The organism is Vibrio sp. 10N.286.55.E10 (assembly GCF_002872555.1).
GTDB lineage: Bacteria > Pseudomonadota > Gammaproteobacteria > Enterobacterales > Vibrionaceae > Vibrio > Vibrio crassostreae.
This window is the reverse complement of the sequence record NZ_MCSD01000059.1, coordinates 69,992-95,552: the sequence shown is the minus strand read 5'-3', so window position 1 is coordinate 95,552 and position 25,561 is coordinate 69,992. Positions and strand designations below refer to the sequence as shown.

At 44.2% G+C, this 25,561-nt stretch carries 22 protein-coding genes; 10 read left to right on the top strand and 12 right to left on the bottom strand.

From position 1 onward, the window contains the following. The 4 genes from BCV39_RS20735 to BCV39_RS20720 are packed head-to-tail and all read right to left on the bottom strand — an operon-like array spanning position 1 to position 4,498. Complete coding sequence (locus BCV39_RS20735) at positions 1–621, bottom strand: hypothetical protein (protein ID WP_102431903.1); 621 nt, start codon at positions 619–621, stop codon at positions 1–3. Beyond that, the gene (locus BCV39_RS20730; RefSeq protein WP_102431902.1) at positions 614–1,453 is read right to left on the bottom strand and encodes a hypothetical protein; all 840 of its coding nucleotides are present in this window, start codon (positions 1,451–1,453) and stop codon (positions 614–616) included. Before BCV39_RS20730 ends, BCV39_RS20735 begins: the two co-directional genes overlap by 8 nt. Then, positions 1,453–2,730 (bottom strand): restriction endonuclease subunit S, encoded by a 1,278-nt coding sequence (locus BCV39_RS20725; protein WP_102431901.1) that lies wholly within the window; start codon positions 2,728–2,730, stop codon positions 1,453–1,455. Before BCV39_RS20725 ends, BCV39_RS20730 begins: the two co-directional genes overlap by 1 nt. After that, on the bottom strand, positions 2,723–4,498 hold the full coding sequence (locus BCV39_RS20720; RefSeq protein ID WP_102431900.1) for a type I restriction-modification system subunit M: 1,776 nt from the start codon (positions 4,496–4,498) through the stop codon (positions 2,723–2,725). The genes BCV39_RS20725 and BCV39_RS20720 overlap by 8 nt, the downstream gene beginning before the upstream one ends. 382 nt (positions 4,499–4,880) lie before the next feature. On the opposite strand from BCV39_RS20720, the gene BCV39_RS20715 reads away from it, so the two are divergent. Genes BCV39_RS20715 through BCV39_RS23230 form a run of 6 tightly spaced genes read left to right on the top strand, consistent with a single transcriptional unit; the run spans position 4,881 to position 6,994 of the window. Continuing rightward, positions 4,881–5,342 (top strand): hypothetical protein, encoded by a 462-nt coding sequence (locus BCV39_RS20715; RefSeq protein WP_102431899.1) that lies wholly within the window; start codon positions 4,881–4,883, stop codon positions 5,340–5,342. Continuing rightward, positions 5,332–5,664, top strand: a complete 333-nt coding sequence (locus BCV39_RS20710; RefSeq protein WP_054542203.1) for a hypothetical protein — start codon at positions 5,332–5,334, stop codon at positions 5,662–5,664. Before BCV39_RS20715 ends, BCV39_RS20710 begins: the two co-directional genes overlap by 11 nt. Further along, positions 5,654–6,355, top strand: coding sequence for a hypothetical protein (locus BCV39_RS20705; protein ID WP_102431898.1), 702 nt, complete (start codon positions 5,654–5,656; stop codon positions 6,353–6,355). Before BCV39_RS20710 ends, BCV39_RS20705 begins: the two co-directional genes overlap by 11 nt. Positions 6,356–6,414: 59 nt before the next feature. Then, the gene (locus BCV39_RS20700) at positions 6,415–6,696 is read left to right on the top strand and encodes a hypothetical protein (RefSeq protein ID WP_017091463.1); all 282 of its coding nucleotides are present in this window, start codon (positions 6,415–6,417) and stop codon (positions 6,694–6,696) included. A gap of 15 nt (positions 6,697–6,711) precedes the next feature. Beyond that, complete coding sequence (locus BCV39_RS23235; RefSeq protein WP_198591305.1) at positions 6,712–6,855, top strand: hypothetical protein; 144 nt, start codon at positions 6,712–6,714, stop codon at positions 6,853–6,855. Between the two features lies 1 nt (position 6,856). Beyond that, positions 6,857–6,994 carry a hypothetical protein gene (locus BCV39_RS23230; RefSeq protein ID WP_171329480.1) on the top strand — a complete coding sequence of 46 codons (138 nt, stop codon included), beginning with the start codon at positions 6,857–6,859 and terminating at the stop codon, positions 6,992–6,994. Between the two features lie 156 nt (positions 6,995–7,150). Here BCV39_RS23230 and BCV39_RS20695 read toward each other — a convergent pair whose 3' ends face one another. The 4 genes from BCV39_RS20695 to BCV39_RS20680 form a co-directional block, all read right to left on the bottom strand. Then, complete coding sequence (locus tag BCV39_RS20695; RefSeq protein ID WP_102431897.1) at positions 7,151–9,031, bottom strand: RimK/LysX family protein; 1,881 nt, start codon at positions 9,029–9,031, stop codon at positions 7,151–7,153. Between the two features lie 305 nt (positions 9,032–9,336). Beyond that, positions 9,337–10,146, bottom strand: coding sequence for a M15 family metallopeptidase (locus tag BCV39_RS20690; RefSeq protein WP_102431896.1), 810 nt, complete (start codon positions 10,144–10,146; stop codon positions 9,337–9,339). Positions 10,147–10,227: 81 nt separating this feature from the next. Further along, positions 10,228–10,956: a DUF429 domain-containing protein gene (locus BCV39_RS20685; protein ID WP_102431895.1), complete on the bottom strand. Its 729-nt coding sequence runs from the start codon at positions 10,954–10,956 to the stop codon at positions 10,228–10,230. A gap of 49 nt (positions 10,957–11,005) precedes the next feature. Then, on the bottom strand, positions 11,006–12,718 hold the full coding sequence (locus tag BCV39_RS20680; RefSeq protein WP_102431894.1) for a class I SAM-dependent methyltransferase: 1,713 nt from the start codon (positions 12,716–12,718) through the stop codon (positions 11,006–11,008). 270 nt (positions 12,719–12,988) lie between these two features. On the opposite strand from BCV39_RS20680, the gene BCV39_RS20675 reads away from it, so the two are divergent. The 4 genes from BCV39_RS20675 (at position 12,989) to BCV39_RS20660 (ending at position 18,412) form a co-directional block, all read left to right on the top strand. Then, complete coding sequence (locus BCV39_RS20675) at positions 12,989–13,927, top strand: hypothetical protein (protein WP_102431893.1); 939 nt, start codon at positions 12,989–12,991, stop codon at positions 13,925–13,927. 196 nt (positions 13,928–14,123) lie between these two features. After that, complete coding sequence (locus tag BCV39_RS20670) at positions 14,124–14,891, top strand: 1-acylglycerol-3-phosphate O-acyltransferase (protein ID WP_048663718.1); 768 nt, start codon at positions 14,124–14,126, stop codon at positions 14,889–14,891. Between the two features lie 147 nt (positions 14,892–15,038). Next, positions 15,039–16,409, top strand: a complete 1,371-nt coding sequence (locus tag BCV39_RS20665; protein ID WP_102431892.1) for an MBL fold metallo-hydrolase — start codon at positions 15,039–15,041, stop codon at positions 16,407–16,409. 455 nt (positions 16,410–16,864) lie between these two features. Next, positions 16,865–18,412 (top strand): alanine/glycine:cation symporter family protein, encoded by a 1,548-nt coding sequence (locus tag BCV39_RS20660; RefSeq protein ID WP_048658817.1) that lies wholly within the window; start codon positions 16,865–16,867, stop codon positions 18,410–18,412. A gap of 161 nt (positions 18,413–18,573) precedes the next feature. On the opposite strand, the gene BCV39_RS20655 is transcribed toward BCV39_RS20660, so the two are convergent. From BCV39_RS20655 to guaA, 4 genes are all read right to left on the bottom strand, one after another. Continuing rightward, positions 18,574–19,167, bottom strand: coding sequence for a GPR1/FUN34/YaaH family transporter (locus tag BCV39_RS20655; RefSeq protein WP_017056721.1), 594 nt, complete (start codon positions 19,165–19,167; stop codon positions 18,574–18,576). Positions 19,168–19,880: 713 nt separating this feature from the next. Continuing rightward, positions 19,881–21,431, bottom strand: coding sequence for a Na+/H+ antiporter NhaC family protein (locus BCV39_RS20650; protein WP_102431891.1), 1,551 nt, complete (start codon positions 21,429–21,431; stop codon positions 19,881–19,883). Positions 21,432–21,653: 222 nt separating this feature from the next. Next, positions 21,654–23,366: a glycoside hydrolase family 19 protein gene (locus BCV39_RS20645; RefSeq protein WP_102431890.1), complete on the bottom strand. Its 1,713-nt coding sequence runs from the start codon at positions 23,364–23,366 to the stop codon at positions 21,654–21,656. Between the two features lie 324 nt (positions 23,367–23,690). Continuing rightward, complete coding sequence (gene guaA / locus BCV39_RS20640; RefSeq protein ID WP_019820323.1) at positions 23,691–25,244, bottom strand: glutamine-hydrolyzing GMP synthase; 1,554 nt, start codon at positions 25,242–25,244, stop codon at positions 23,691–23,693. Between the last annotated feature and the right edge of the window lie 317 nt (positions 25,245–25,561).

Sequence of the window (25,561 nt, the reverse complement as noted above, 5' to 3'; positions counted from 1 at the left end):
CTAAAGCGATGCGACGGGCTCTACCTGTTTGGTTTCTTCGAGGCGCTCTTGAATTCTAGCCGTGATCGCTTCAACACCTTCCTCTGTTAGTAGGCTCTCTAAAGGGACTTCGAAACCATATTTTAAAAAGAGGTTGTCTTGCTCAATCTCAACGGAATCACAGTAGTTAGGGTAGCTGCCTGCCTCCCATTGTTGATAAAAATCGCCCTCTTTTTCAGCCACAGCTCGATAAATCGCTACCCTTAGAACACTTGCCGCTTCACTTACAGGGATTTTCAATTTTAATGCGTCTGGCTGTGCTTGATACTCTTCATCATTCACACCCGAGTCATTAATAACAATAAATTCAACAATGTAATCATTGAGCGTGACGGCGCCGTAGCTACTGAACTGCTTAAACACATAGCGCGTATTGGTGGCGGGTAATAAATCCCACTGCCATTTTTTAAACGGATTTTTCCCCGGCTTATCAAAACGAACAGGATGCCAAAAATAGAACTCTGTATTAACGCTATGCGCTATTTGTTCAAGAGTCGGCAGTAAGCGCTGATAATAGGCCGCCAGCAAACGGTGCGCAGTTCTGACTTGGGTGAACAGATCTTCTGGTTGTGAGTTATTCATGGGAGTTCCTAGGCCAAACCGACAGGGTATCTAAACTGACGGGGGTAAAGTTATGATTGATAAGACGAGGTTCAGACTGAAATACACAGGCAGAAACAAGCTCTTGCTTGATGCTATGTTCAGAAAGTAATGAGTGTTGAAGTGACAATGCGTTAAAACCGTGACAGATAAGATCATGCCACTCAAAGCTATTCGTTTTTAACCCATACAAAGCTAATGCTTCTAACATATCGGTAAGCACTCGTCTGTCTGTGGGGCTTATGCCATCACCTTCGATTAACTTAACCAAGTTGTCCGTTACGGCTTGCCACTTAGTTGCACTAACTGTTTTAAGGCAATCATAGCGTTCGTGAAGTAACTCAGCCCATTGGGTCGCGTTGCTTGCTTCAATACGCCCAATCGCAAGAAAGTGTAGCGGTAGCTCGTTGTGCTCATCCGACTGAATAAAAGAAGCAACCTCTCTTTGCCACTGTTCATAGTATTGGTCACCACCTTCTGGTGGTTTTACTTCAACAATCAAATTACACAGTTCAAAGCGAATCACCAGATCAGGTTCAACTTGGCGAGATTCACCGCCTTCACTTAGCTCGTACCTCGGCCAATAGTCGATAGATTGAAATGCACCAAATTTCGCCTGAAAATCATCAGGCGACAAAGAAAAACAACTCGCTAGGATTTGAGTTTGAACATCATCAGATAGGTAAGCAAAGCGCTCAAAAAAAGTAGACGTGAGCAAATCTTCACGGGCTTTAAACAAACTCGACCAACTGACCGACTCATCCTTGTTGTACTCAATACGCCCCGCTTTTCCGTGAAGAATTGCTTTTAGCATTAGCTGTCTACCTTGACGCGAACTTTGCCTGTGAGGAGATCTTGCATTAGTGCTTTTTTTAAATCTTCAAGTTTTCTAAGCTTTGCTTCTTTTACAGATAACAAGGTATCTATTTTAGATATCGAATCGCCGATAACAATTTGCTCGTTCAATGGAGGTAGCGCAATGAAGTAGCCTTTGATATCTGCTTGGCTAATGTTCTTCTGCCCACTAGAACCACCCCAGCTCAATTCAATTTGTTTACGTACCTGTCTAGAATTGAAATAGTGCAGCAAATATGTTGAATGGATTCTATCGTTATAGTTCAGCCTAAGAATCTTATCAGACATCATCAAGTTTGCCTTTGGAGTCTCATGCACCATGACGCATTTACCAACCAAATCAGCAACACCATTAGCCCGTGTTAATAAAATATCACCACGTTTTATTTGAGCATGTGGCTTAGGCTCTAGATTATTGGGTAACGTTTTTGACTCTTGTTCAAGAAAGCGTCCCCTAGTTACAGCACTGACTTTAATTACCCCCCATTCTCCAGTCGCTGGCGGCGTTTCGACACATGCAGGACTCCAACCTGAGTCAATCTTAGATAGCGATTGAGATAGAGCAACAACATCCCACCCCTTAGGAATCCTACCCACTGGAGAGTCTTTAAATTCCGTATGCGGCTTACCATCTACACCGACACCACGAGTGAGCAGCTCTTGCATCATGCCTGTTTTTAGGTCTTTGAGCTTGTCGATTTGCGCCTGCGTTTTTTCAATCACATCATCGACAGAGGTGAGGATAGCAGCGATTTTCTTTTGTTCTGGAAGCGGGGGGATCAACAGTTCCTGCTCATTAATAATTGTTAAGTTCAATCCAGCCCTACCACTTCCTCCCGAAACGCCTCTAAGTTCATCATATCGACTATCCAAGTTATGATACACAAAGTCAGGTGATACGTTTTTAGCGGTTACTGATATCCCCGCAATAGATTGATTGGTTGTTAACTCTATTTCACTAATAGCGACTGTACCGCGAGTTTTACCCTGCCCAGCAAGAGCCATTAATATTGTCTTTGGTGGGAATAACTTTGCGCTACTATTGCCGTAACCAGACTGTGTTATACGGCCATCAACAGCAAACACTCGCTTCTTATGAACTTCCCCTGAAGACATCCAAGGAATATCCCCCCCTTCCCAATATTCTTGAATTTGAGTACTAGGAGTTCCTCCCGCAGAAGTTTTTGCAAAGTCGCCTATGGACAGTATTTTCCATTTTTCAGGAAGTTTACTCATAGCCCAGCTCCTTCAAATAACCTTGCATTACTTGCTCTGCGCCCGTTACTTGTTCATCTAGTTCATGAAGTGAGACTTGGTATTTATCCCACCAGCGTTCTAGTTGGCTTATTGTTAGGGGAAGAACCTTCGCATCCGCATCCGCTTTCTCTATCACTTCTCGAATCTGCTCTTTGCTTTCAATACTTGGCTTGAAGACGTAGTACTCTTGATCGGCTGAAGGTTCTGCATCTTTCTTCTCGAAGACAACCGACAGGTCAAAACCTTGAATGATCTCTTCTTGAATGTATTCACTCTCCACTTCACGCACTGGCACGCCGCCATGAAGAATGGCGCGCACATCGAAGATTTCTGCTGGAGGTGAAGTATCGGCATAACGGCGAATATTGAGGTTAAAATCGTTCTCGGCAATTTCTGAAAAGTTCACCACTTTTGCGTAGCGTTTAATATCGCATTTGCTTTCAAACGAATGGTTTTCGAAGGTTTCGACAATCTTAGTGATGTCTTGCTCGCGCAGTTTGTTCTGGTTTTTACCCTCTTCAAACTCAAGCTCTGAGTTAATGAACAGGACTTTGCCCTTACGAGCTGCGGCTTTGTTCTTGTTGATGATAAGTAGGCATGCAGGAATGCCCGTACCATAGAACAAACCCGATGGCAGACCAATCACCGCTTCTAGCAAATCATCTTCCAAAATACCTTGGCGAATCGCTTTTTCACTTGAACCACGGAATAGCACACCATGAGGCATAACCACACCGACCATACCTTCGTTGTTGGTGCTGGCGATCATATGTTGAACAAAGGCCAAATCACCCGCATCTTTCGGTGGTGTGCCATAAGGGAAACGACCAAACCCATCACTATCACACTCGTCTTTACCCCACTTTTTCAGCGAGAACGGCGGGTTAGCGATTACGCGGTCAAAGCTCATTAGCTCACCGCCTTCGGTATGCTTAGGCTCACGTAGGGTGTCACCTTTACGGATGTCGGCACTTTGCACGCCATGTAAGAACATGTTCATCTTACAAATTGCCCACGTATTTAGGTTCATCTCTTGCCCAAATAGCGATAGGTTTGATGCGTTCTCACCATTTTTAGCAAGGTGGTTACGAGTTTGAACCAGCATACCGCCTGAACCTGTGGTTGGATCGTAAATACGCATGCCCGCATGAGGCTTTAACAGTGCCACCAGCAGTTGTACCACTTCGCTAGGGGTGTAGAACTCACCGCCCTTTTTACCTGCGCTGTCGGCAAACATCTTGATTAGGTATTCGTAAGCCGTTCCCAGCATATCTGGACGTTCAAAATCTTCATTACGCAGACGGTGCTGGCTAAAGTGAGAAAGCAAGTCACGCAACTTAGCATCAGTCAGTTTGTTCTTAATGTTGAAGTCAATCGTTACCAACACGCCTTCAAGCGCAGAGTTGTGTTCTTCAATCGCTTCGGTGGCTTTATTCAGGCTTTCACCGATGTTGTGCTTTAAATCTTTCAACGCAGACCAACGAGAACTTTCAGGCATGTAAAAAGTATCGTCGTACTCATCTTCATCATTTGCCAGATCGATAGCTTGTTCTTGTGTTTTCCCTTTCCCTAGGTAGTAGGCAATGACTTTCTCTTGCTCTTCTTCAAACGCATCCGACATGCGCTTTAGGAACATCATGCCAAAGATGTAGTCTTTAAATTCAGAAGCATCCATGTTGCCACGAAGAATGTCAGCGGTTTCCCATAGGAAAGATTCAAGCTGTTGAAGGGAGAGTTTGTTGGTCATTAATGTTACCTACAGAATATGAGGTGGTCTCGTACAAAGGTGTACGTTGTCGTATTGGTACGAACAGATATTGACGCGAATTTTACGGGGAAGTGGCTGGTGGGGCAATGAAAGAGTGCAAACATAACAAATCATCGATGCAATCCATGATTTGCATAACATTTCATATGAATATCTATTTTTTATGCAATTAAATACCCGTGATATATGTAAAATATCTATTACGTAAACAAATCATGAGCAGAGCACTATCAACAACGATACCCCGAAGCCCAAATTGGCTACGCCCTCTTTAAAACACTATTTACAGCAGGCTGATTGGACATTAAGTCGCTTGCTAGGATTTATTTTAAAAGCGTTAATTTACATTTTCCTCGTCAGTATGAGTATTACAGTCATCAGTTTTGAATTACTCAATATTTTTGAATATCAAGATGGGTTATCTGATGTATCAACCATCGAGATTATCTTTTTTATCTCATTTCTTGTGTTGCTAAAACGCTATTGGGTATATACAAAACAAACCTCACTTCGCTGGTGGCATATCATTAGCACCCCGTTTTTATGGCACGGAAAATTCATTACGGCTGCGCTACTTTGTGCCAGTACGATTGTTTTTATTGACCTATTCGAAGGTACCGAGCAATTTAAAAACCTGTTATTGCTAGAGCAAAGTTACGACCAAATCTTTTCTTTCAGCATTATATTACTGTGCTTGTATATTGCAGTCCCAAGCAAGGATCTGATTCTAAACCCAGGCTCAGACACCCCATTAGAAACCCCAAATAACGACAACGATACTAAACAAGCACAAACGGACGCTGAGGTAACAAATGCTCAATAAAAAACACGCCATGCTTGCTATTGCACTAGCGATCTTACCAATGGTTTCCAATGCTAAAAAACTCTCTCTGGTCGATAGCTGTGTTGAACTTATCAATATTTATGACTCCAAAAGTTCGAAACGATTGTTAGCGGCACAAACCACATCGCTATCAGAAAGTTTACGCGCTGGATACTGCTTGGGAGTGATTGACCAATATGAAAAATCCGAATATGGCTGCCGTTCAGATTGGTATGAGCGAGCACAGTTTATTGCACGCGAGTCATTAAAAGATAAGCCGTTGCCAGAGCGAAAACTATTGGAGCTATCGTGTGAAATCTAACGATAGCTACACCTCAACCGATAGCTACATCTCAACGCCTGATGCAATTAAGAAGCTATTCAACATAAAGCTAGCCGAACATAAATCATTCAAAGATTTGGTGTACCCACTAGTAAGAAGCAAAGGTTTCTTTGAGGTTAGAAAAGAGCCTATGGCGCTGGGCTCAACAAAGAATAACTTGCTCATTGCAAGTAATAGCCTAACCAAACTCCATAATGCCGTTTTGCTACAAGGATTCTTTGCTGATAGTAAACGAGTCAAAGATATCTTTTCTCATTCTAAAAAACGCATAGAAGCGGCGGACTTTTTAGAAACAGTCGTCATGGGTAGACAATCTATTCTCGCGGTTGGCATTCAAACGACTGCGCTGTCAGAGCTGATCGTAAAATTAAAATCAGAACACATCGACCTGAGTAAGGAAAAGTTACCAAACCCTTTTCAAGAGTTACCGCAACTTTCTCTCAATGGCGTAACCAGTGTAATGCAGGCTCTATTGGCTCAAAGCGCCTTGCTGACACAAGGTGAATCAATGATCATGCACTTTTTCAATCAGGATATAGAAAAAGCCTACCTTGCAGCATGCTCTCTAGGAAATACAACTCCTGCGCTGGCTCAATACCAAACCCTTATCAAGCAGAAATACCTCGAAGCCGTCGAGTTCGATGACCTATTAAATAATTTATTAAATTAGTTGTTGCGAGTGCAGTGCACTCAATCATTCTTGCTATCAGTTCATCAGGGAGAGCAAGAATGACTTCAACTAAACAGCTTATTGATACATTCCAATCTCAACTTCCTTCATGCTATGCAGAGCGAGCTTTCAGTATTGAAGCCCAACTCCGAGCTGGAGCTTTATACCCAAACTTAGGGGGTAAGAAGATCCGCTCTTGTCCGACCTATATTAGGTTTAAGTTGGGTAGAGGGTTCCGGTTTGTTTGGCGTGTTGCTCCTGATGGGCTTTACCCTAAAGCAATCACAACTAGGCAAGGATTTGAGCGAATCATTAAACAAATCCGCAAGGCTAGTTATTAAACAAGGAAATTGACAATGGCTAAGAAAATCACACCAGCAGACAATGCAGCAAACATCCCTAATGCCAACAAGGGAACAAGCGGCACTAACCGTCAGCATGACCAGAATCAAGGTAACCGTGGCAAGCAAATAAACCCGAACCAACAAGGGAAGAAATAGTATGCCGGACTCAAGTGACATGTCTCAAGATGAGCTAGACGTTTGGTCAGACATTAACAACCCAAACAACGATGCTGATATGGATGATTGGTCTGATACACATAACCCAAATAATGATGATTATTTAGGTGATGACTAAGTAATAAGCGGCTCTCTAAGGAGCCGCTTTTTTTAACTTATTCACAAGGTATTAATGGTTAGCCGTTTAGGCTCTCAATAAAAAACCACACATCCCATTACTGAAATGTGTGGCTGTTTAGAACTGTTCTGATACGAACTTAGATAAGTTTAGGCATTACTCCATATCACCTAGCAAGTAATCTTCATCGCTACTCACTACCGCGCCGTGTTTCAGGAAGTTCTTACCTAGGATCATGCTGTATTCGAAACGAGAGCGGTCTTGAAGGTTCACTCTCACCTCTTTCTCTAGGTCGCCTAACTTCACCTTCATTTCTACGACAGGGCGAATGTTCACCTTTTCGCCTTTCTTGGCTTTAATACGCATTACATCAATCACGGGCTTGGTAAAGTCTTGCTTATCGCCTTGGTTGTTTTGATAAGTAAAGCTCACCATGTCTTGACCATCTTTCTTAAATCGTTTGATGTTGACTGCGTTCATTGAGCTCACATCCGCGCCAGTGTCGAGCTTGGCCGGGAACTTCATGCCGTTCACTTCAACGACTTCGATGTGCCCTACTTTAAACAGCGGCTCAGCTTTCAAAAGGTAGTCAGAGCGAGTGTTCACATACACACCGTCTTTTGCCATCTTCTTGCCTAAAATAAAGTACGCTTCTTTCTCATTCGTATTGAGCACATCGATGGCAAACTCTTGCGTACGAACGTTTCCAGACACCGCAAACTCACCACTGACAACCGGACGAGTATCATCACCGACTTTAAGCTTCTTAATAATTGGCTTGGTCACCTTCTGCTTCTCACCATTTACATCCGTAAGATAAAATTCAACGGAAGCATCTTTGCCTTTACCTGTCATTTCAAAACTGTCGACCTTCAACAGAGGCGTGTTGACAGTGAAAGAGGCAACGGCCTTGAGTGGGAAGTCATCAAGGGTGATGTCCTCTTCTGGAGAAATAACCAAAGGTTCACTCTTTTTAGCAACATCACTAAAGCTCTCTGAACCTTCAGAAAGAATATTTTCTGCATTGGTGTCAATCATGAAAAGTTCACTGGCAGTGCTGGTACCAAATCTCAACTGCGACTCACTACTCGAGCGCTCACGTAGGTACACCAGAACGTCTTTGGTTGTGTTTTCATCGAGTTGAACCGGCACATACACCAAAGGCCTTTTCTTACCACTTACGCTTAACATACGAACTAATGGCAGTGTCATCTCTTTCTGCTTGCCATCGTTGTCGAACATATCAAACGTCACTTCACTGTTCTTCTTATCTACATCGATGTCTTTTGCATGCAAAATGCTGTAGCGGTTCTTTAAAGAGAAGGTCGCATTCATCGCCATTCCCGAGATAGAAACCACCTCTTTACGGCCAACCACCGTTGCGTTCTCTTGCTCTTGTAAGTAGTCGTAGCCCGCAAACACTAAAGCGTTATCTGCAAGGAAGGTTTTGCCGATCAATACTGGCGCAGAGAAGTGACTTCTGTCGGTCAGGTTAACGTCTGTTTTTAGCTCTTGGTCTGCAATGGTAAGCGACATTTTTACGGTAGGACGAAGTAAAGGCGTGCTGCTAGTGCGGCTGCGTATCATGCTGACACGCTCTAAAGGCGCTTCGATTAATACCATGTCTCCCGTGCGTGGGTTTTGGACCTTAAAAGACACCACAGCTTCATATTTCGCAAAGGTGCTGCCATCCCAATCATCGTAATCAACATCAGAATTGTTCAACAGGTCTTCGGTTAACGCCGCCATCAACTCTTTGTCTTTGAGGTTTTGGTAATCGGGATTAGAGCTCTTCACATGAATGTCTTCAGCATGCATAGAAGTGGTTTCTGCACCGGTATCAATTTTACCAATGAAAGGAACGTCTTTTAGCCCTTGAACGCTAGATAGGTACACGTTCTCAGTACGGCCTAATACCGACTTACCATCGAGTTCGTAAGTAGGATTTTGAGTGGTGTGTGAAGTATCAGTAGCCAAAGTGTATTGTGAAAAAAGTAGAGTGCTTAAAAGAGTTAGAGCCAAAGGTATCTTTTTCATTAGTTGGTCCGTTGTGATCAGTTCACTAATAATACTGGCGTTTCAGCGAAGAGTTCCCCCACCAGTAATGGTTCTCACAAAACGTTAACGCTATGAGTTTTTCAATGACAAACCGATGACTTTGCGCTGCATTCGCTTATCGATTATTGACTAATGGATACCCAATAACCTTTTCAATGCTCGGTGTTCTATTGGAGAAATGAATACAAAAAAGGCCAACGACAAGCGCTGACCTTAGCTATTCAAAACACACCTGAAGCGAGTTTAACTTGCTAAAACACAAACGGTTCTAGATAAACATAGCACTAAAAAGTCCCGACTGTTTTCTTTGCACAGATAGCCCGAGCTTTTTCTGCGTCCTCACCTTTATTTTTGAGATAGCACTGTCGATAAGATTCGACGTAGCGCTCAAATAACACCTTGGCTTCAGGTTGTGGTTTAGAGAGCAGTTGGTTAACAAACTTTCTTGAGCCGACCTCAAAATGCTGAGTATCGATTGGGCTATTCCAATCCCCTCCCCAGATCATAAATCCGTGATGGGCAAAAAGCTCAACCACATCTTCAGCCATGCCGCGGCGTTCTATTTCATCACGCGCACGAAAGCGAGTACGGTTCACATAACTTGTCGCAGATTGTGAAGGCTTTACCGTGATCTTTCCGTTGCTATCGAACGCTAAGAAAGGATTTTGAACTGGGTTGATGTCTATCGCCACACCATAAGCATGCTTCGACCAACCACCTCCACCTATAATAGGACGAGCATTAAACGCACTGCTGTTGTTCGCGTCCATTGAGGCGTTATCGTCACCTCTGAATTCACGCATTAGGCGAGCGGAATGAAGAGGAAAATTGCGCTGTTTGAGCTCCGAAAAAATTTGTTCAACAGCAGGTGCAACCACATCAAGCACGATCATATTGCCCTGTTGCGTTTCCCCTTTGAAATTAATGAAATCGAAATCCACTTTGGATAGTCGCTCACAACCGACAGGCGCACCACTACTCAAGACATTGTTCTTTTTCATCATGTCGCATTGCCATTGAGATATAGGGGCAACTTGGGCGTTACTCACAGCACTGAGCACAGTGGCCAGATAGCCGACAATAAAACGTTTCATATCAGAGACTCAAAAAAATAGGAGTGGAAATCAACAGGGATTGAAAAATAACACATTAAACAAAACTAAACGCACGCTTTGTTAGCGCGTTTTGTCCCAATAGACAATCTCTCGAACTCGTCCGTTCTGATCCTTATCCGCCTTTCCGCCAATATCAGAAAATTCAGGCAAGCACGACAATGTTGGAGCGTGATACGCAATCAACATCAATATGAATGCGTCATAAATATCGTCTATCGCAACGTCTTTACGCTTGGTATTTGAAACGGCCAACGACAAGCCGTCACACCATTGAGGGGCGAGTTGCTGAATAATAGAAAGCCGTTCCTCTTTGCCTTCTTGCGTTCGTTTGGAAAACGTCAGCGGTTCACCTTTCAATGCTGCAAACACCACCTCAGGATGTGATTCCCTTATCGAAAGGCTTGAGTGAGATTCAATGAGTTCATCAAGCTCGCGAATCTTGGGCACAATTCCCCAAGTCTGTTTAGAAAACTTCTTATCAAGCTGCTCAACATTAGCACTGCACGCCGCAATGTAATCGGTTTGGTAAACCGCCTCTCGACACGGAACAGGAAACACGGAAGAGCCACGTTTGCTGGTGAGGAAACGTCTTGCTGCTTTATCGCATAATCTATCTGGAGTCAGTGAATCGCTAAAGCCAATCGGCATATCGATTAATGTTGTTGATCCCGTAAGATCATCAACCAGCTCTTCGAGGGTCTTCACCACCTTGAACTCAGGTGTTTCATTGCCAGAGACAATCCAAGCGATCCAACCCGCCTTGCAGCCATCAATTCCGATGTATTTCATTGTTTACTCTACCGTTACTCAAAGGATTAAATTAGAGGGTAAATTGCGATCAGTGCCACTCATTGATTAATAGTCGGCTTTTCACACCGCGTACCTGCAAACCCATAGCGTCAAACACCTCTTCGAAATCTCGACACTGTGGTGGAATATTGGGTAAAGAAAGAGCCGCTTCCGAAAAGAACTGTTGTTCAAAATGAGCGGAATCGTTCCACGCCAATTGCCACCATTCGAGAATACGAGGCTTAGACGCACGAAGTTTTTCAGCGGTAGGAACTTTGTCACTTTTGCTTAGATTCTCTTTGCTTGTGGTGGGAAAGAGGTTCCACTTGTCGTTATTCGGCCAATAAGCAAAAGGCAGACAGTGATCAACGTGATACTCGTTTTTTAATGATTTTCCACTCCAAACACTGACAATGTCTGCCTGATCAGCTCTAAGCTGTTCAACTCTTTTGCGTACATCACGAGTATCATGGTTTCGGTCAATCCAGACTAAACAGTCGTGATAGGTCTGTAGTGATATGTTGCGCTGTCGATTTAACTCAAAACGCTGCATCTCCATCACCCATTGATTCACCACCAGCGGTTCAATCCAAGAGTGGTAAATTCTAAAGCACTCCCACAGGCTTTCATCGAGAGTGAAATAGCCAAAGCTTTCTAGGAACTCACTATCAATGACCAGCGATTCTCGGCTCTTACGTCGCTGCTGAGGTGGGAGTATCTCAAACAGCTTATTCTCTTTAGAGCCATGATAAATAAAGGTCACTGGACCCGATTTAATAGTACTGATCGTTTGTGAAAACAGCTTCTGCAATGCTTTGGCTTCCTCGCCTAAAAACATAGTACCAATAGCTAGATCATCGGCACTAAGATGCTTTAGTTTGTTCCAACCATCCGTTTTTACAAATCCGAGGCCTTTACTCGTGTTGCTATTTTGCTGAATCCCAGCGCCTTCTATATCGATATCAATCAAGCGCTTAAACTGCCTAACCCAATACAGAGCGACCAAGCCCAATGGTAGAGAAATTTTCCCATCAGTTCGATCAATCACAGCGCCTGAATGAGCATCCGCAATTCGCAGTAATGTTCTCAACAAAGCCAACTTGTATGTGGCCGACTTGTTGTCATTCACAATAATGTGGCGCACCTTGTTCAAGTCACCGGAGCCATCGTCTGGCAATGTCATCACCACGGTTTGCCACCACACTTCATTGCGGTTCAACCTATCTTGGCTATCATCAACATGACGAACCAACAAGGCGCTGTTTTTTGATAAACGCTCGAGCTCTTCAACTGAGACTTCATAGCCTTGTCGACTGTCTTGAAACTCCCCATGACGCAGAGTGATCACCAGCTTGCCATTTGGAGCTAGCAAGTTAGACAATTTTCTAAATGCACGCTCTCGATGAGACGGAGCGAGATGCATCCAAACCGCACTCACCAATATCAACTCAAAACGCATTCCGAGGTTTTCAGTGCGGCTAAGCGAGGGGAGTGAATCATCAATCCAGGTAACACTTGGGCCTGTATATTTCGAGCCTTGTTCGCGTAATGAAGCACTTGGTTCTATCGCAATAACATCAGCTCCGGCTTTGTGCATCCATAGCGCATCACGACCGCTCCCTGCACCGATATCTAGTACTTTATCGCCCTCTAAAGGCCAGTAAGCTTGCCAGCTTTTATGTACCGTCTCGAACGTAACTGAGTTGTACTGCTGGCAAAGTGTGTGAGCATTTTTATCGTAAAATGGAATCGATGAGGACATATGCGTTATTGGAGTAAGGAGTCTATCTCAATAGTAATGGGGAGCTTGGGCGATTGCTAGCAGCTCATGTAAGTTCAGCCACACCAATCAACATTTATCGTTAGTGACTGTTTTATATCAATATCTACCTAATGAGCTCATCAGGCGAGTCACATCATGAATCAGTTTCGTCAGCACAACAAAAACAAACAAGGTGCAAGCTGACGTGCGAACAGAGATAATTGTTTGAAGATGATTAACTCGCCTAAAGCACCTAGCCGATAAAGACTAATGAACACATACTCACACATAGATACCCCGTTCAACCTGCGCCACACCTGTTGGTTTTGTGGTGAACCTTCCAGTAACCTTGTTGAATTTCCTAAGACAGCGCAGGCTGTTGCCAAGATTGGCCATTCACCGATAGCACTGCCGGCTTGTAATGAGTGTGCGAGAATTAACTATTCAAAGAATCTGACCTCAATTTGGTCTGTGCGCGATCAGATAAAACACACTCTGATAGACAAGTACGCTAAGCACCTTGGCATCGGTGAGAACTGGACAGAGCAAGAACTTATTGATTCTGATTTCTCGGGCTCGACACTTGGCGGGTTTGGGCACAGCGCGTGGAAAATGTATCAAATCGCCAAGCAACGCGTCGATTATAAAGGCTGGCCTTTGTCGGTTGATGACATCCCACTTGAGGTATACGACGAAACCAGTGGCTTTGAGTTTGACGGTACTCGTTATGCCTCAATCAATTCGTGTATAGACTATTTCACCAAGGCTGCAGGCGTAGACAAAGAGCTGTTGTCGCAGCTTGTCGACATCGTTTCATCAGACCGATTTAGCTACGCACTGCGAATCGCTAAGCTGAACAAAAGTGTCTCTAATACCAAGCGCTCGGAGATCGTCGAAGAGGTGCTACAACAAGAGTCTGAACAAGAAGAGATACTGCTTGAGCAAGCTAATTCAATGTTTAACCCAAACGTCGAAGAGGTGAATATTTCAGGCTCAGTTGCGCCTGTATTTGCCATTCAATGGGCGTTAGCTAACAAGGTTGAAGATTTGGCCCACCTATGTGCGCTCGAAGATGAGTATTTCGACTATTTCGAACACCTCGGCGGCCCTGCAGCTTTCATGTCTTATAACGGCCTACAACTCTACTTGGAATCGCGTCAAGATCCTGAATGGGTAGAAAAATCGGATCCAAATAAACAGTATTGGTGATCATGAGCCATTACTGGTGAACACGTGTAAGCTCGATAAGTGTGTCAAATGCCCATTGTTAGTCCTTGTTTTATATAAAGATCTAAAAATAGCCCCCTAACACAGTTAATTGTTGCAATTCGGTTAAATAGAGTGAAAACTTCAAGCATCTAAAACTATTTAATCACTGCCATCTGTGGTGAGTAAGGAGTGAATTGTGCTTGCTGTTCTTCGTATTATTTTGGCTACGGTGTTTATTATTCTCACCACTCTATGTGCTTTTGTTTACTGCTTGTTTAGCCCCAAGAACCCCAAGCATGTGTACGTTTTCTGTCGTTGGTTCAACCAACTCCAAAAGATCATCGGTGTAAAACTGGTGCAGCGCGGCCTCGACAATGCCCCGACACCAGAAAACAGCGTCTACATCTCTAACCACCAAAGCATATTGGACTTTGTGACCGACCCAGGAATGCTAAGACCACGCACTGTTTCATTGGGCAAACGCGATTTGTTGTACGTGCCTTTCTTTGGTCTGCTGTATTGGATCACCGGTAACATCATGATTAACCGTGAAGACAAGTCCAAAGCACGCGATACCATCAAACAAGTGGCGGAAGCGATTCATCAGAGAGATCTATCTGTTTGGGTTTACCCTGAAGGAACCCGTAGTAAAGGACGTGGATTACTGCCATTCAAAACAGGCGCTTTCCGAATGGCGATTGAAGCTGGTGTGCCTATCACCCCGATGTGTACCAGCACCACACACAATAAGATCGACTTAAATCGATTAAACAACGGTATTGCGATTACCGAGATGCTGGAACCTATCGATGTATCCGGATACAAGCTCAGCGATGCAAGGGAGTTGGCCAATCGCTGTCACGCACTCATGGCAGAGAAAATAGCAGAGCTTGATGCCGAAGTGGCTCGTTTAGAGGCGCAGCAAAACCCAGAGTTGGATTCAGACCGCTCTTCTACGAACTAACTCACAACGAACCCACTGAGTTATCGCTCAATTACTTAAAAAGATACTCAACGATCGCAACTCTCATTGCTCTTGTTTTACTTGCTGGCGCTTACCCGCAAAATAAAAACAGGCGTTAACGGCTTTATAGAGCAATGGGAGTAAACGATGGAAGTGATTCACCATGGCGGCAAACATACTGTCACAGGATCTTGTCACGAGCTAAGAGATTCAGGCCAAGCGGTGCTCATCGATTGTGGCTTGTTTCAAGGTTTAGATCTTCAAGGTAAAAAGCTTCAAGGAGAAGACACTCGCCCTCTCGATATTGAATTTGAAATATCCCACCTCAACGCTCTGCTGCTGACTCATACTCACATTGATCATATTGGCCGATTACCTTGGTTACTCGCCAGTGGGTTTAACCAACCGATTTATTGCACGCAAGCCACCGCTGAACTCGCCCCTTTAATGATTGAGGATGGCTTAAAGCTGCAAGGACTCAGTAATAAACAGTCGAAGCTGATACTCAAAAAGATCCATTCGTTAATTGCTCCCAAGCCTTACGGGGAATGGTTTCCAATCACGTCTAAACAGCAAAAAAACGGAAAGGATCATCATAGGCCAAATACTTTGCATGCCCGCTTTCAACCCGCTGGGCACATCTTAGGTTCTGCCTATATCGAGATTCAATTACCCAACCAAGAGGTGGTAGTCTTCTCTGGCGATTTGGGCCCAAGTAACACACCACTACTGCCCGATCCTAAGCCACCACAACAAGCCGACTATCTGTTTATCGAATCCACTTATGGCACCAGTACACATGATGATATTGCGACACGAGCAGAGCGCCTCAAAAGCATCATAGATCGTTCGCTACTTGATGGGGGTGTCATCCTAATTCCGGCCTTCAGTATCGGTCGAACACAAGAGTTGCTGTTTGATATCGAACACCTGATCTTTGAGCATCAGCTCAGCGCCGATATTCCTATCATCCTCGATTCTCCTATGGCAGAGAAAGTGACACGTTCCTATCGACGCTTTAAAGAACTCTGGGGACAAGAAGCAAAGCAACGCCTTGAACTGAAACGCCACCCACTCGCTTTTGAGCAGTGCATTACCGTTGATGGGCATAGAATGCATAAGAAAATCGTTAACCGCCTCAAGTCGACAGGTGAACCTGCGATTGTGGTCGCTGCTTCTGGAATGTGTCAGGGCGGCAGGATAATGAACTACTTATCTGCTTTGCTTCCAGATAAACGCACCGATGTCATTTTAGCTGGCTATCAAGCGCACGGAACGCTCGGACGAGAGCTGCAACAAGGCGAAATGCAGGTTTCTATTGATAACAAAGACGTTGAGGTTAATGCTCAAATTCATGGCATGTCTGGCTATTCTGCCCATGCTGATAAAGAGGATCTCTACCGATTTATAGAGGGTATCGCGACTCCACCGAAAGAGGTGCATTTGATTCACGGCGAGCTAAATACTCAGTCGGAGTTCGCTCAAGAATTACAAGAGCGAGGGTTCGTAGTTGTTTGAAACAGTCATCAAACTAACAACTTTCACTAAGTAATTCTTAAAGCCGCAATTATCGAACCTTCAAAAAACACAGTTTCTTGTATCTGCTAGCTCACACGATGCAGGTGATAGATTCCAATTTACTTATCCCACAACTCCTATATCAGCCGTTTATGCTAGCGGCTTTAACCGCTGCTTTTTTTTAATTTCGTATTTTATTCGCATCTCAAATACCCCTTTTTGTATTAATCACTATTTATTCACTTTGCAAAACACCAGAATTAAAAACTAGTTGCATACCAAGTTAAATGGAATGATTATCGAATTAGCACTAAGCATTAACAAACTCCCTCTATAACTTGCTTTATGTCACAGTAATCCTAATGCGCAGTTAAATAATTTAACACTTGGGTTACAAGTGAAGTATTGTGTTGTTCGAAAAACAATCATAAGCAAAACTAACAGGGAAAATACTCATGCAGTCATTCGTTGATTTTTTGAATGGAATAATCTGGAGCCCAGTACTTATCTACCTATGTTTAGGTGCAGGTTTGTTCTACTCCATCATGACTCGATTTGTTCAAATCCGTCACTTCTTTGAAATGTGGCGCTTGCTACTATCGGGTAAAAGCTCATCAAAAGGCATCTCGTCTTTCCAAGCTCTAGCCGTTTCGCTATCTGGCCGTGTAGGTACAGGTAACATTGCTGGTGTTGCTGCCGCTATCGGTTTCGGTGGCCCAGGTGCAGTATTCTGGATGTGGGTTGTAGCCTTCTTTGGCGCCGCGACTGCTTACGCAGAATCTACGCTAGCGCAAATCTACAAAGAAGAAGACGAAGGCCAGTTCCGTGGTGGTCCGGCTTACTACATTGAAAAAGCAATGGGTCAGAAGTGGTACGCATGGATCTTCGCTATCGCGACTATTTTTGCATGTGGCATTTTGCTTCCAGGTGTTCAGTCAAACAGTATTGGTAATGCTGTAGAAGCTGCATTTGGCTCAGGTGATATGATTGAAACAGCTGTCGGTACATTCAGTTTCGCTAAAATTTTCACCGGTACTGTTGTTGCTATCATCCTTGCTTTCATCATCTTTGGTGGTGTTAAACGTATTGCGAACTTCACACAGATCGTTGTTCCTTTCATGGCATTGGCTTACATCATCATCGCGTTCGTTATCATCCTGCTAAACATCAGCCAAGTGCCAACTGTTTTCGCAATGATTGTTGGTGATGCATTCACACCTATGGCTGGCTTCGGTGCTGCAATTGGTTGGGGTGTTAAGCGTGGTGTTTACTCAAACGAAGCGGGTCAAGGTACAGGTCCTCACGCGGCAGCAGCTGCAAGTGTTGATCACCCAGCTCAGCAAGGTTTGGTACAAGCGTTCTCTATCTACATCGATACTCTTCTAGTATGTTCTGCTACAGCGTTCATGATCATCATCACTGGTGCTTACAACGTTCACGGCGGCGCAGAAGGTGTGTTCCTTGTTCAGAACTTAGCAGCAAACGTTGGTGCGAATGGTCCTGTATTTACACAGCTTGCTATTGAAAGTGCACTACCAGGCATTGGTAAGCCATTCATCGCATTTGCTCTGTTCTTCTTCGCATTTACAACGATTCTTGCTTACTACTACATCGCAGAAACGAATATTGCTTACCTACGTCGTACCATCAAGATCCCTGGCATGATGTTCGTACTTAAGCTTGTTCTTATCACTGCAGTTTTCTATGGCACAGTTAAAACAGCTAACCTTGCATGGGCAATGGGTGATGTTGGTGTTGGCTTGATGGCATGGTTAAACATCGTGGGTATTCTGATCATCTTCTTCATGTCTAAGCCTGCGCTTAAAGCTCTAGCTGACTACGAAGAACAGCAGAAACAAGGCGTAACTGAGTACACGTTCAACCCTGTAAAACTAGGCATTAAAGGTGCTACTTACTGGGAAGAGAAGTACAAACGTAAAACAGGCAAGTCTCCTGAAACAGAAGCTGCAGACACTAAACCTGTAGAGCAACCTTCAGCTTAAGCTTGTGCCTTAACAAATGGATTGCTTTAGCAAATAGCTCGCTTTAACTCGCGCTATTAATAACGCATAAAAAAGGGGTTAGCCATTTCGGCTAACCCCTTTTGTTTTATTCATAACCAATAAACGGCTTATAACAAACTAACTGTTCCCGAGTTAGAGTATTAAGCAGCGATTTCTTGTGTTGCCAGTTGAGGTGCTTTCTTCTCACCGATAGGCAGAACTGTGCGGCCGTATTCGTTGTTGATTACTTGTGCCATTGCAAAGTAGATAGCTGAAGCGCCACAGAAGATACCTTCAAAACCAGCGATAGTGCCGATCAGTTCGCTACCAGTGAAATCACGAGCTGCAAGTAGGAAGAACAAGATAGTTAGTGAACCGAATACTACTTGCTTCGCTACTGGGTAGCATAGAGAACCGATGAACATGAAGCCAGTGAAGATGCCCCATAGAAGTAGGTACCAACCCATGAATGCAGCAGGGCTTGCTGGTAGGCCCATGTAAGGCATTACGATTAAACCAACCAAAGACAACCAGAATAGGCCGTAAGAAGTAAACGCAGTTGTACCGAACGTGTCACCACGTTTGAAACACATTGTGCCCACGATAACTTGGCTCAAACCACCGTAAAAAATACCCATAGCAAGAATCATTGAATCGATTGGAAAGAAACCTGCGTTGTGGATATTAAGAAGAATAGTGGTCATACCGAAACCCATTAAGCCTAGTGGCGCTGGGTTAGCTAGTTTGGTCGACATTGCGAATTTACCTTATTAAAGTGGTTGATTAAAAAAAATCGATAAAATTTGTAAGAAAATTTTAATCTATAAACCGCTCAACTAGGTAATCCAGTTATCGAAAACTAAGATTGTGTAAATGATCTTATGGAAGATTAGTTTCATAACGACACAAATCAATTCACAGAAACTATAAGTAAACAAATTCCCTATCGCGCTATAAAAAAGATGCGAGTAACGAGATGTGAGATTCGAAAAGAGTCTTTAGATTCGAGTAAGCGGGATACGAAGAGCGTGTTGAGATTGAAGTTAGTAATATGCATATGAAAAAGTTGCGGGTAACGAGATGCGGGATGCGAAAAGAGTCTTCAGATTTGAGTAAGCGAGAACCCTTAGCATCAAACTTAGACAATAGAGAGCGAGCTTTTCGTTATCCGTTTACTCGCATCCATATCAACTCATTGAATCGTCATTCCAGAATCGAGGGACGAGATATCTGGAATCTCTTCTTAGACATAAATACCGACGATAAACGCCAGAGATTCCCTATCGCGCTCGTCCCTCACTGTAGGGAATGACGAAGTTTGCTTAGATGCCAGCAAACGGGATGCGAAGAGCATGTTTAGGTTGAAGTAAGTGAGATGAGAGATATGAACTGAAGAACAATAGGGAGCGAGATTTTCGCTACTCGTTTACTCGCATCCCGTATCTAGTCTCTTATTTTTAATCTTAAATTACGCTTGTTGTTGTTTAGACTCTGACACTTGAGATTGAACGTCTGAAGAAGCGTTTTTACTCGCATCGCGCTTGGCTAACAACGTAACGATAATCAATTGAGCGACAAGCGCACCTAACACAACCAACGAGCTACCAGTAAAGCCAGCCACGATAAAGCTCACTAAAGCGATAGAACCGTTCATCAATGCATAAGGCAGTTGTGTCTTAAAGTGCTCAAACTGGTCACACCCGGCACCTGTTGAAGAAAGAATCGTGGTTTCAGAGATCGGTGAGCAGTGATCACCAAACAAGCCACCCGATAACACGGCACCAATTGCGACGAGTAGCGGAGCATCTATTGCAATCGCGGTTGGAATAACCAATGGCATCATTATCGCGAAGGTTCCCCAAGAAGAGCCCGTAGCGAATGAGATGATAGCCGACAGCAAGAAAGCGACCGCAGGTACTAACCAGTATGGAAAGCCACTCTGTGCTTGTTCAGCAATATAAGCCGCTGCTCCTAACTCTTTACCGACAGTACTTAACGCCCAAGCCAGTACCAAGATTATTGCCACTGGCATCATGTTTCCCATGCCTTTTAGGTACACAGAAACGCCATCCGACAGTTTTCTCACGCCGTAGTAAGCCATCAGCGAGATCAAGGTAATCGCGGCAAAGAAATAAGCCGAAGATAATGCTGCTCTGAATGATGAGCCTGCGACCTTTTGGAATGGGAAGCCTTGTGGAACCAACATGGCGCACAACACCACCAACATCACTAACAATGGTGCCCAGACAAAAGAAGCCTTTGCATTTTTATGCGAGAACGCATTGAGTGATTCGTTATTCACGCCAGAGTTAATCCCCGCTTGGCAATCACGCTCGGCTTTTGCCATTGGTCCAAAGTCTAAACCTTTAACGGACACGAGCGGAACGATGAAAATCGCGAGAAATGCGTAGAACTGGAAAGGAATCGCACCGATGAAGGCATCCCAGTCAGACATGTTGACATTCAAAGCCGTAAACTCTTTTTGAATCAGACTCATGATGTAAACACCCCAGCCGATAAAAGGGATAAGGATTGCGACTGGTGATGACGTAGAATCGATGATGAATGCTAGCTTCTGTCTTGAAAGTTTTAGTTTATCGAAAAGAGGACGAAAAACAGGGCCAACAATTAGCGGAGTACCTAAGTCTGAGAAAAATATAACGATTCCACCCAGCCATGCTGACAATTGAGCTTGGCATTTATTGCTTACCCACTGAGTCACTCGCTTTGCAAACGCGACGCCGCCACCGGACTTTTCCATCAAAGCGACAAAACCACCGATGAACACCAACAGCATAATCACACCTGCGTTGTAGCTATCCGTAAGCTGTGGTACTAGGTAGCCTTTGACCATGGTTCCAAAGGTATCAAGAGGATTTAGTTCACTAAACATTCCGGTGAGCATAGCTACACCACTGAGTACGCCAGCAAAAAGGCCAATCACTACATTCCTTGTCGCCAACGACAACACCAAAGTAATCACAATGGGGATGAGTGACGTGATATCTGTCTGTTCCATAGGTAAACCTTAACCCTAAAATAAAGAATAAGTATAATTTAAAAGTGAATATAAATTCACACTCGGCATTTGTACAGGACTTTATTCTCTAAATGGAAAATTAGCATTCAGCTAAGAAGTTTTGCGTTAGATAATCGAGGAACGCAGAGCAGAAACGCAAAAGCCGAAAGCAATCACTTTCGGCTTTGATTCGTCAGTTGAGGTACTTAATTAGCTGAGTAATTATTGACAGCTGATTTCATCCCAGAACCAATTCGATTGAACTGGGCTTTCCCAGACACCAGGGCCGTTTTTAGCCACGAAGCACTTACCGTTATGCGTCACTTTATCGCCATTACTCACTTGGCTAACGCCAGCTTGCCATGTGATAAACACAGATGGGTCAACAACGACAGGTGGCTCGGTAACTGGCGGTTCAACTGGTGTTGGGTCTACCGGAGCAGGATCGACAGGCACAGGATCAACAGGAGTTGGATCAGTAACAACCGGCGGTGTTGGCTCTCCAGCAACCAATTTCCAAGGGCCACCATTGGCAGGGTCATCCCCTTGTGTCCACCATTTCGCTTCATAGGTTGCGCCGTTGTGAGTCACTTGGTCGCCCGCATTGTAAACCTTAGTCGCACTCCAACCATTACCACCGGGATCAGTACCTGGGTCTACCGGATCAAGCTTATCGACCACTTTCACTTCCGGCCAGCTTGCATGAGAGCCATAGAAATTGGTCACACACTTCTCGTAATCGCCCGCCACCAGCGCGGAATAAGCAGTTTGGAAACCAACCAACTCGCACTCAAATGAATACCCTTCTGGGCGATCTGCGTAGTATTTCCAGTTGCCATCCCAGTTGGTGTACAACACATCAGTCGCGCCGTTGAGGTTCAAGCTTCCGTAAGGTGTTTGCTGCCAACAGGTATTGGCTTCATCCGCTTCTACAGGAATTTCATAGTGAGCCGCTAACCCTTCCCAGTAACGAATACGGTTAACTGGTTGGCCCTTGTCTTTATTCTGTTCACCACACTCAATACCACCGTTGATCACGTTGATTGTGGTACCAAACCCATAACCAATACCGGCATCCAGTTCACGTTGAGATGGTGTCCATGTACGGTCAATGACATGCAGCATGGCAGGCTTAGGTGCTTGTGGTGTTAAGAAAAACCAGATAGCTGACGCTAAGTTCAACCAAGAGTCCGCTACCAAGCCCGGATTGTTGAGAAGCACTGTCGCGTCACCATCAAACATCACCTCAGAGAAAGCACCGTAGTTAAAGTGGTAAGAAAGCTGTTTAGCACCACGACCGAAGTAGCCCTGCCCCGCGGCACATGGCCAGCGAGCATTTTGCCAATCGTTCTGACCACAACCAGTGGTGTAGCCTTCTTGACCTTCTGACCAGCCCATTTCACGAACATGTACCAGCGCTTGCTGCCACTCTTCTAGAGCTAATGGGTTATCTGAGGTGTTGTCTATCGCGATGTGACCGCCTGTCTCTTGAGAGAAGTGAGCAAAAGCGGTGATGATGGATTTCTTACAGATAGCATCAGAATCACGGCCATCAGTGTACTCTCCACAGAACGCAGGGAATTTACCAATCGCACGTAAGAAACGAGTGTAAGTGTATTCTGGCGCCGCCATCTGAGTAAGGAAATCCCATTCAGATTGAGGGAACACACGCTCAACCCGCTTTACGTTTTCAGGGTTAGATGGGGAACCGGGTTCAATCGCTTCAACGATGGTGTTCGAACGAGTTTGTAATGCTTGTGACCAGATCGCATACATAGGATCGGATGTTTTTGCTTGTTCAGCAGCTTGTAATGCCGACTTTTCAACAAGGTAACCATTCGGGTTTTGCGGATCAGGTTGAATGTTCAAAGACGCATGACTTTGCGCTGCCAAGGTGCAGCCCAGTACTGTCGCCAAATATTTGATTTTTAACATGATGGATTCTCTTATCTGTCCTTAATAAGTCCATCAAAGAGTATGCGGCGCGTGAGAAATGGCCTAGCTGTTGCTGTGTGAATTTATAAAAAGTGCGAGTGATATTTTTGATATATAGCTCAACACAACAAAGCGTCTCATAGTTTCTTGAGCTGATATCTAGTTTCCAACTCATTTGGTTTCTAGGCATTGTTCATTTGATTTCTAGGTATGGCTCATAAGCCTTTAATGCTATGAGTCAATATAATGAATCGAAAAGAAAAAAGCCCCGAACTGAGTTCGAGGCTTAAGATCTTAATCAACGCTGGTTAAATCTCTAAGAGATTATTCCCACTCGATAGTTGCCGGTGGCTTACCAGAAATATCGTAAACAACACGTGAAATGCCGTTAACTTCGTTGATAATACGGTTAGAAACCTTACCTAGGAAGTCGTATGGTAGGTGTGCCCAGTGAGCAGTCATGAAGTCGATAGTTTCTACAGCACGTAGAGATACAACCCAATCGTACTTACGGCCATCGCCCATTACGCCAACTGAACGTACTGGTAGGAATACCGTGAATGCTTGAGATACTTTGTGGTAAAGGTCAGCAGCGTGAAGCTCTTCAATGAAGATTGCATCAGCACGACGCAGTAAATCACAGTACTCTTTCTTCACTTCGCCAAGTACACGAACACCTAGACCTGGACCTGGGAATGGGTGGCGGTAAAGCATGTTGTATGGAAGACCAAGCTCTAGACCGATCTTACGTACTTCATCTTTGAATAGCTCACGTAGAGGCTCAACAAGGCCCATTTCCATATCATCAGGAAGACCACCAACGTTGTGGTGAGATTTGATTACGTGTGCTTTACCTGTCTTAGATGCAGCAGACTCGATTACGTCTGGGTAGATAGTACCTTGAGCAAGCCATTTAGCATTCTTCAGTTTCTTAGACTCTTCATCGAAGATATCTACGAATACGTGACCGATGATCTTACGCTTAGCTTCTGGTTCAGCCTCGCCTTCAAGAGCGTCAAGGAAGCGTTGCTCAGCATCTACTTTGATGATGTTTAGACCAAACTTGTTGCCGAACATCTCCATAACCTGCTCAGCTTCGTTCAAACGAAGAAGGCCGTTATCTACAAATACACATGTTAGTTTGTCGCCGATAGCGCGGTGAGCAAGCATTGCAACTACAGATGAATCAACACCACCAGAAAGACCAAGGATAACTTCGTCGTCACCTACTTGTTCTTTAATACGTGCAACTGCATCTTCAATGATTGAAGCTGAAGTCCACAGACCTTCACAACCACATGCGTTAAGAACGAAGTTCTCTAGCATTTTTAGGCCGTTCTTAGTGTGTGTTACTTCTGGGTGGAATTGTACGCCGTAGTACTTCTTCTCTTCGTTTGCCATTGCAGCGTATGGGCAAGTGTCTGTTTCAGCGATCTTTGTGAAATCAGCTGGGATCTCAACCACTTTATCGCCGTGGCTCATCCAAACATCTTGAGTAGACTCAAGGTCTGCGAAAAGTGCAGATTCACCAGTCACTTGTACCGCTGCGTAGCCGAACTCGCGCTCAGTAGACGTTGCTACTTTACCGCCAAGTTGCTCAGCCATAGTTTGCATTCCGTAGCAGATACCGAATACAGGAACACCTGAATCAAATACGTACTGAGGTGCACGTGGAGAGTTCTCTTCCGTTACACTTTCAGGGCCACCAGATAGGATGATGCCGTCTGGATTGAATTCACGAATATCCGCTTCTTCTACGTCCCAGCTCCAAAGTTCACAGTAAACACCGATCTCACGAATACGACGAGCTACTAGCTGTGTGTATTGAGAACCGAAGTCTAGAATTAGAATACGTTGGTCATGAATATTTTTAGTCATTGTAAGCAGTCTTATTGGCTATGTGATAAAACGGAGGCGAGTTTACTCACCTCTGATTAACTCTTCAAGAAATAAAGCAAACGTTTTCGTTGGTTATCTGTAACCTCGTGTTTTGAGAAAATCAGAATTTCAGCAAAACAGGCGGTAGATATAATACCAATCACAGTAAGTAAGTGTTCAGTAGTAGCGCTGGAAAAAAGCTTGAGAACAAGGCTGTCTATTCAACAAAGAGTTCTGATAAGTAGTTATTCCACAATCAAAAATTCTAACGAAGTTATCGAGGTTTTTAACAAGCTAGGATGACCAGTTATTTACTA